The organism is Microbacterium aurantiacum (assembly GCF_002872075.1).
In the GTDB taxonomy this organism is placed as follows: domain Bacteria; phylum Actinomycetota; class Actinomycetes; order Actinomycetales; family Microbacteriaceae; genus Microbacterium; species Microbacterium aurantiacum_A.
The window spans coordinates 36,441-43,700 of the sequence record NZ_PGGU01000012.1; the positions used below are offsets into that span (position 1 = coordinate 36,441).

The following is a 7,260-nucleotide window of genomic DNA, read 5'->3' on the forward strand; positions in this document are numbered from 1 at the left end:
CCTCAGCGCCAGCGGGCGCGCTCGTACTGCGGAGGCCACGCGATCTCCGCGCCGAGTTCGTGCGCGGCGCGGAGGGCGAAGTGCGGGTCTCGCAGCCACTCGCGGCCGGCGAAGATCGCGTCGGCCGCGCCCTCTTCCAGCACCCGCTCGGCCTGCTCGGCCGCGGTGATCAGGCCGACGGCCGAGACGGGGATGCGTCCGCCCTGGCGCACCGTCTCCGCCAGCGCGACCTGATATCCGGGGAAGACCTCGATCCGCTGATGCGCGACGAGCCCGCCGCTGGAGACGTCGACGAGATCGGCGCCGTGGTCGGCTGCCCATCCGCCGACGATCGCGGCCTCCTCGGGAGTGAAACCGCCCTCGGCGTGGTCGGTCGCGGAGATGCGCACGAGCACCGGAACGTCATCGCCGGACTCCGCGCGCACCGCGTCGATGACGCGCAGCAGCAGCCGGGCGCGGTTGGCGAGCTCTCCGCCGTACTCGTCGGCGCGCCGGTTCGACAGCGGCGAGAGGAACTGATGCAGCAGGTAGCCGTGGGCGCCGTGGATCTCGAGGACGTCGAATCCGGCGTCCAGGGCACGGCGTGCCGAGGCGGCGAAGGCGTCGACGACGCGTTCGATTCCGGCGGCGTCCAGCGCGATCGGGGCGTCGAAGCCGTCGTAGGCGACAGCGGACGGAGCCGTCGTGGTCCACCCGCCCTCGGTGGAAGGGACGGACCCGCGCGCGTCAGCCCACGGCCACCACGTCGACGCCTTGCGTCCGGCATGCGCGAGCTGGATGCCGGCGACCGCGCCGCGGTCGTGGATCGCCTGCACGATCGGCGCCCACGCGTCGCGCTGCTCATCGTTCCAGAGCCCGGTGTCGCGCGGCGAGATGCGCCCCTCGGGGACCACGGCCGTGGCTTCGGCCACGACGAGACCGGCACCGCCTGAGGCGAACTGCGCCAGGTGGGTGTGGTGCCACTCCTGCGGCACGCCGTCGACCGCGCTGTACATGCACATCGGCGATACCCAGAGCCGGTTGCGGAACTCGATCGAACGAAGGCGAAGAGGGGAGAAGAGAATGCTCACCTCTCGACCGTAATGCGCGCACGACGCATCAGGGCCGGTCGCACTAACGTGGAGTCCATGGTCGAGGTTCGTGAGTGGTCCCGCGCGGACACGATTCCGTTCCTGCGCAACCCCTCGCCCGCCGACGACAAGTATTCGCGAGGTGTCGTCGCGCTGCGCACCGGTTCGGCCGCGTACCCGGGGGCGGCCGTGCTCGGCGTTGAAGCCGCCTGGCGCGCCGGCGCTGGCTACGTCCGCCACGTCGGTGCGGGAAGGGCAGCGGATGCCGTCATCGCCCGGCGCCCCGAGACGGTGACCGGCAGCGACACGGGAGGCACGCGGATCGGCGCATGGGTGATCGGCTCGGGCACGGATGCCGACGGCCGCAGCGCCGACGAACGGGCGGCGCTGCACGACATCCTCGCTGGCCGCGTCCCCGTGGTGGTGGATGCCGGCGCGCTCGATCTCGCCGCAGGGGCCGACGCGCCGATCCTCGTCACTCCGCACGCGGGGGAGCTCGCCCGGCTGCGCGGTCAGCTGCGGCTGGAGTCCACGGAAGATCGTGCGTCAGCCGCGGCAGAGACCGCGGCGAGACTGGGCGGCACGGTGCTGCTCAAGGGCGCGCAGACGCTCATCGCCTCGCCCGACGGCGCGATCATCACCGTCGAGGCAGCGACGGGCTGGATGGCGACGGCCGGCACCGGCGACGTGCTCGCGGGCATCCTGGGTGCGCTGATCGCTGCGAATCCCGATGCGCCGCTCGCCGAGACGGCCGCGGCCGGGGCCTGGCTGCACGGGTACGCCGGGCGCGTGGCTGCCGGGATGACGCAGGACGACAGTCGTCATGGGCATCCGATCGTCGCGATGGACGTCGCCGAGGCGCTGCCGCGAGCGATCGCGGATCTGCTGCTGTGACCTCCGCCCGCACGGGACGGCTCATCGCACTGTGGGCGATGTTCCTCGGCGTGCACGCGCTCGTCGCCGTGCTCGGCTGGATCTATCCCAGCCAGCCGATGGGCGACGTCGTGCTCGTCTACGAACCGTGGTCTGCCGCCGCGCTCGGCGGGGGAGCGATCGTCGGGATCACCGAGCAATGGGTCTATCCGCAGCTGGCGCTGCTGCCGATGCTCATCGCGAAACTCCTCTCACTCCCGCTCGTGCCGATGCTCGGCGCGTCCGGCGCGTATCTCATTGCCTGGGCCGTGCTGGTGACGGCGCTCGACGCCGTGGCGTTCGGCGTGCTGCTCGGCCGTACGGCGTCGCGACCGCATCGGATCGCCGGATGGACCTGGTCGGCTGCGCTGTTCCTGCTCGGTCCGATCGCGATGTACCGGATCGACGCGGTCACCGTGCCTCTCGTCGTGATCGGCGGGCTCTGGCTGCGGAAGCGGCCCGCCGTCGCCGCCGCCCTCCTGACGATCGGCGCCTGGATCAAGATCTGGCCGGGCGCTTTGATCGTCGCCGCCGTCCTCGCCGGCACGATGCGGATGCGGATGCTCCTCACCGCCGCAGCGGTCACGGCCGGAGTGGTCGTGCTGCTCTTCCTCCTCGGAGCCGACGGCGAGCTGTTCGGATTCCTCACCGAGCAGACAGGCAGAGGCCTGCAGATCGAGGCGGTCGCGGCCACGCCGTTCCTCTGGCTCGCCATGACCGGGTCCGCTCGCATCGAGTACAGCTTCGACATCCTCACGTTCCAGATCGCGGCGGCGGGGGCGGACGTCGTCACCGCCCTGCTCACGCCCCTGATGATCGTCGCCGTGCTCGCGATCGCCCTGATCGGCTCGATCAAGGCCATGCGCGGAGCATCCTTTCCCCGGCTGTTCCCGCCGCTGGCGCTCGCCCTCGTCTCGGCACTGATCGTCACCAACAAGGTCGGTTCCCCGCAATTCCAGACCTGGCTGATCGCCCCGGTCCTCCTCTGGATCGTCTTCGACCGCACCCGCGCGCGGGTGCCGGTCGTCGTCGTGCTCCTGCTGTGCGCGCTGACGTGCCTCATCTACCCGCTCAGCTACGACGCGCTGCTGCGTGCGGAGCTCGTGCCCGTCCTGTTGCTGTCTGCACGGAACATCCTGCTGATCGTCCTGCTCGCCATCGGCATCCGTGCACTCGTGCGGGTGCCGGTGAAACCCTGAAAACCGGAGGTCCTCCCATGCTCATCGCCTTCTCCGTCGCCCCCAGCGGCACACCGGCCAGTGGCACCGAAAGCACGGACGGCTCGGTGCACGACGCTGTCGCGGCGGCTGTGCGTGTCGTCCGCGAGTCCGGCCTGGCGCACCGCACGACCAGCATGTTCACCGAGATCGAGGGTCCGGATTGGGACACGGTGATGGACGTCGTCAAGCGCGCCACTGAAGCCGTGATGCCGTTCGGTTCGCGGGTGTCGCTCGTACTGAAGGCCGACATCCGCCCCGGCTACTCCGGCGAGCTGGACGCGAAGGTCGACCGCCTGGAGGCGGCGATCGAGGACGCGTCGGACCGGTAGCATCAGAGGGTGAATCCCTCGACTGAATCGAGGGGTGCGGCGAAGAGGGCGCTCCTCTCTCTCGCCATCGGCAGCTTCGGCATCGGCATGACCGAATTCGTCGTCATGGGTCTGCTGCCCGACGTCGCCCGCGACCTCCTGCCGACCGTCTGGGAGGCCAGTGCGGAGGATGCCCTGGGTCAGGCCGGCTGGCTGATCTCCCTGTACGCGCTCGGTGTCGTCGTGGGTGCGCCCACCATCGCGGGGTTCGTGGCACGATTCCCGCGGCATCGGGTGATGATCGGCCTCGCTCTGGCGCTGACCGTCTTCAACGCGCTCACGGTGGTTCTGCCGTCGTTCGAGCTCGTCGGAGCTTCGCGGTTCCTCGCGGGACTGCCGCACGGTGCGTTCTTCGGCATCGGCGCGCTCGTCGCCGCCGATGTGATGGGCCCGGGCAACAGGGCCAAGGGCGTCGCGTTCATCCTCACCGGTCTCACCGTCGCCAACGTCGTCGGCGTCCCGCTCGGCACGTTCCTCGGTCAGCAGTGGGGCTGGCGAGCGGCGTTCGCCGTCGTCGCGCTGGTGTTCGCGCTGGCGACGCTCTGCATCGGGCTCTTCGTTCCGGAGCACGCCGGAAATCCCGGACGCACGATGCGTGCGGAACTCGGCGTGTTCCGCATCCCGCAGGTCTGGCTCACTCTCGCCGTGGGCGCGATCGGATTCGGCGGCTTCTTCGCCGTGTACAGCTACATCGCACCCCTCGTCACCGACGTCGCCGGATCGCCGGCGTGGTCCGTGCCGATCGTGCTGGTGCTCATGGGCGTCGGCATGACGGTCGGAAATCTCGCCGGCGGGCACTTCGCCGACATCGACCTGCGCCGCACGCTCCTGATCGGCCTGGCCGCGATGGCGGTGGTGCTCGTGCTCCTGGCCTTGCTGTCGTTCTGGATCGTGACGCTGAGCGTGCTGGTCGTGGTCGTCGGTTTCGTGTCGTCGGTGCTCGGTCCCACGATCCAGACCCGTTTGATGGATGTCGCCGGCGACAACCAGTCGATCGCCGCGGCGGTGAACCACTCGGGGCTGAACATCGGCAACAGCCTCGGCGCCTTCCTCGGCGGCGCAGTGATCGCCACGGGCTGGGGTTTCACGGCCCCCGCGTGGACTGGAGCGGCCCTCGCCGTGGTCGGCCTCGCCATCGCCGTCGTGTCGTACCGGGTTCAGGCACGACAGACGGCGCCCGAACTGGTCTCCGCTGGTGCGTGAGGGCCCGCCGTAGAGTGTGGGAGTGACCGACTCCGAGGATCTGCCTGTCGCCGGTACGGCGGTGCTGCTGCGCGAGGGCGCGGAGGGTCTCGAGGTTCTCCTGATGCGCAGGCCGGAGCGCGGTTCCTTCGCGGACGCGTGGGTGTTCCCCGGCGGCCGGATCGAAGACGGTGACCGGATCGCCGGTGCTCGAGAAGCGGATGACGCCTGTCGTGCCGCCGTCCGCGAGACGTTCGAGGAGGTCGGGATCGTCGTGTCCGACCTCGTTGTGCTCTCCTGCTGGCATCCGCCGGTCGAGGCGGCCAAGCGGATCCGGACCTGGTTCTTCGTCGGCGCCGATCCCGGTGGAGAGGTCCTCGCCTCGGCCGAGGAGGTCATCGACGTCGTGTGGACGACGCCGGCGGATGCGCTGGCCCGGCACGCCGCAGGGGAGTGGACGCTGTTTCCCCCGACGTGGGTGACGTTGCACGCGATGACCGCCGTCGCGGATGTCGAGGCGGCGCTCGCTGCGGCGGGAGAACCTCGGACCTACCGCACGGTGATCAGCCGCACGGAAACAGGGCCGGTGTTCTCCTGGGACGGCGATCGCCTTGAGGCGGCGTCGCTGCCCTGGAGATACGTGAAAGGCTGATCTCAGCTCGCCAGGAGCCGTCGCAGGTGGACACCGACTGCGTCGGTCTCGATCAGGAATCCGTCGTGCCCGAAGTCGCTCGTGAGCACCACGGCCTCAGCGCCATCGAGGGTGTTCGGGATGCTGCGCGCGATGCGGTGCTGCCCGTCGATCGGGAACAGTCGGTCGCTGTCGATGCCGAGCACGAGCGTGGTCGCGGTGACGGTGCGCAGCGCGTCCTCGACGCCGCCGCGGTCGCGCCCGACGTCGTGCGAGTTCATCGCCTCGACGAGGGTGACGTAGCTGTTCGCGTCGAAGCGACGGGTGAACTTGTTCCCGTGGAAGTCCAGGTAGGACTCCACGGCGAAACGTCCGCCGTGACCGAGCGGGGACACGCCGGATTGCCAGGACCGCTGGAAGCGCTGGTTGAGCTCGATCGGGCTGCGGTAGTTCAGCAGCGCCATCCGCCGGGCGAGGGCGAGCCCGCGATGCGGCCCGTCGCCGTCGCCGAGGTCGTAGTACTCGCCGCCCTGGAATCGCGGATCCATCCGGATCGTCTCCGTCTGCACGGTGTTCAGTGCGATCTGATCGGCGGTGGTCACCGGCGGCGAGGACAGCACGGCGAGTCGCTGAACGCGGTCCGGGTGCGAGACGGCCCACTCCAGGGCGTGCATCCCGCCCATCGACCCGCCGATCACCGCTGCCCAGACGTCGACGCCGAGAGCGTCGGCGAGGCGCACCTGCGCTGCCACCTGGTCGCGGATGGTCAGGTACGGGAAGCGCGAGGCCCACTCGTAGCCGTCCGGCGCGACACTGGCCGGTCCGGTGGAACCCTGGCACCCGCCCAGCATGTTGGGAGCGATGACGAACCACCGGTCGGTGTCCAGGGGAGCGCCGGGGCCGGTGATCTGCTCCCACCACCCGGCCGTGGGGTGACCTGCGCCGGCCTCGCCCCGGAGATGGCTGTCACCGGTGAGCGCGTGCAGTACCAGCACGGCGTTGTCCCGTGCGGGGTTCAGCTCGCCCCAGGACTCGTAGGCGAGACGGATGCCGGGGAGCTCGGCGCCGCTCTCGGTCCGGAACGCCCCGAACCCGGCGAAGCGCCGATCGCCGATGGGGTCGCCATCGCGCCAGGCGCCGGTGGCCGGCGGCCGCGCGCGGAGCAGGCGTACATCCGCCTCCGTCACCGGTGCCGACGGCACGGTGTCTTCAGAGGTCGTCTGCCAGTCCATGTTCCCATTGTCGCGTGCCGGGGCGGTGGACCGGCGAAGGTTACGGTTCAGCGTCGTTCGCGGCGGCTACACTCGGGGCCATGAGGACACGGACAGGCGCGGGCGCGGTCACCGCGTTGCTGGCGATCGCGTGCCTTTCGGCGTGTACCCCGCAGTCATGGGAGCACGATTCAGCACCGGCTCCGACGAAGACGGTGCGGCCCGCGGCGCTCGATCGGTTCGCGGGGTTCTTCGAGGACGAGCCGATCCCCGAGGGCGCGAGCGCGATGCGCGGATCGTTCGGACCCGCCGGACAGGTCGGACCCCAGGGATGGCACAACCAGAACGGCGCGGCGGCGGAGTATTCCGTCACGGTATCGTGCGCCGGTGCCGAGATCGTCGACTTCTGGTTCAGCGAGGCGGACGCGATCGACCATCGGTCCGCGCCCACCGGGAGCATCCGGTGCCCGTCGAGCGCGACCACGCTGTTGACGACGAGCACGCAGAGCTGGATCATCGAGCTCGACAGCCGCGGTGAGGCCGGCGCCTACCTGGTCACGGCGACCCCCGCGGTCTGACACCGGCCCCGCAGAGGGCACGGCCGGAACGCACGGATGCCCCGGACCGCTGCGGTCCGGGGCATCCGTGCGTGGAACGGGATCAGGC

Annotated in this window: 8 protein-coding genes; 6 read left to right on the forward strand and 2 right to left on the reverse strand. The window is 70.5% G+C overall.

What is annotated here, in order from left to right; translation table 11 throughout:
* Positions 1–2: 2 nt before the first annotated feature.
* Positions 3–1,070 carry an NADH:flavin oxidoreductase/NADH oxidase gene (locus CUR96_RS09320; RefSeq protein WP_102193041.1) on the reverse strand — a complete coding sequence of 356 codons (1,068 nt, stop codon included), beginning with the start codon at positions 1,068–1,070 and terminating at the stop codon, positions 3–5.
* A gap of 57 nt (positions 1,071–1,127) precedes the next feature.
* On the opposite strand from CUR96_RS09320, the gene CUR96_RS09325 reads away from it, so the two are divergent.
* The 5 genes from CUR96_RS09325 to CUR96_RS09345 are packed head-to-tail and all read left to right on the forward strand — an operon-like array spanning position 1,128 to position 5,404.
* Positions 1,128–1,964: an NAD(P)H-hydrate dehydratase gene (locus CUR96_RS09325; RefSeq protein ID WP_102193042.1), complete on the forward strand. Its 837-nt coding sequence runs from the start codon at positions 1,128–1,130 to the stop codon at positions 1,962–1,964.
* Positions 1,961–3,181 carry a hypothetical protein gene (locus CUR96_RS09330; protein ID WP_245861162.1) on the forward strand — a complete coding sequence of 407 codons (1,221 nt, stop codon included), beginning with the start codon at positions 1,961–1,963 and terminating at the stop codon, positions 3,179–3,181. The genes CUR96_RS09325 and CUR96_RS09330 overlap by 4 nt, the downstream gene beginning before the upstream one ends.
* A gap of 17 nt (positions 3,182–3,198) precedes the next feature.
* Positions 3,199–3,531, forward strand: a complete 333-nt coding sequence (locus tag CUR96_RS09335) for a thiamine-binding protein (RefSeq protein ID WP_102193043.1) — start codon at positions 3,199–3,201, stop codon at positions 3,529–3,531.
* Positions 3,532–3,540: 9 nt separating this feature from the next.
* Positions 3,541–4,773 (forward strand): MFS transporter, encoded by a 1,233-nt coding sequence (locus CUR96_RS09340; RefSeq protein ID WP_102193044.1) that lies wholly within the window; start codon positions 3,541–3,543, stop codon positions 4,771–4,773.
* 22 nt (positions 4,774–4,795) lie between these two features.
* Positions 4,796–5,404, forward strand: a complete 609-nt coding sequence (locus CUR96_RS09345; RefSeq protein ID WP_102193045.1) for an NUDIX hydrolase — start codon at positions 4,796–4,798, stop codon at positions 5,402–5,404.
* Between the two features lie 2 nt (positions 5,405–5,406).
* Here the strand turns inward: CUR96_RS09345 and metX are convergent, their stop codons facing one another.
* Positions 5,407–6,615 (reverse strand): homoserine O-acetyltransferase MetX, encoded by a 1,209-nt coding sequence (gene metX, locus CUR96_RS09350; RefSeq protein ID WP_102193046.1) that lies wholly within the window; start codon positions 6,613–6,615, stop codon positions 5,407–5,409.
* 80 nt (positions 6,616–6,695) lie between these two features.
* Between metX and CUR96_RS09355 the strand changes: the two genes are divergently transcribed.
* Positions 6,696–7,172 carry a hypothetical protein gene (locus CUR96_RS09355; protein ID WP_146008139.1) on the forward strand — a complete coding sequence of 159 codons (477 nt, stop codon included), beginning with the start codon at positions 6,696–6,698 and terminating at the stop codon, positions 7,170–7,172.
* Positions 7,173–7,260 lie beyond the last annotated feature (88 nt).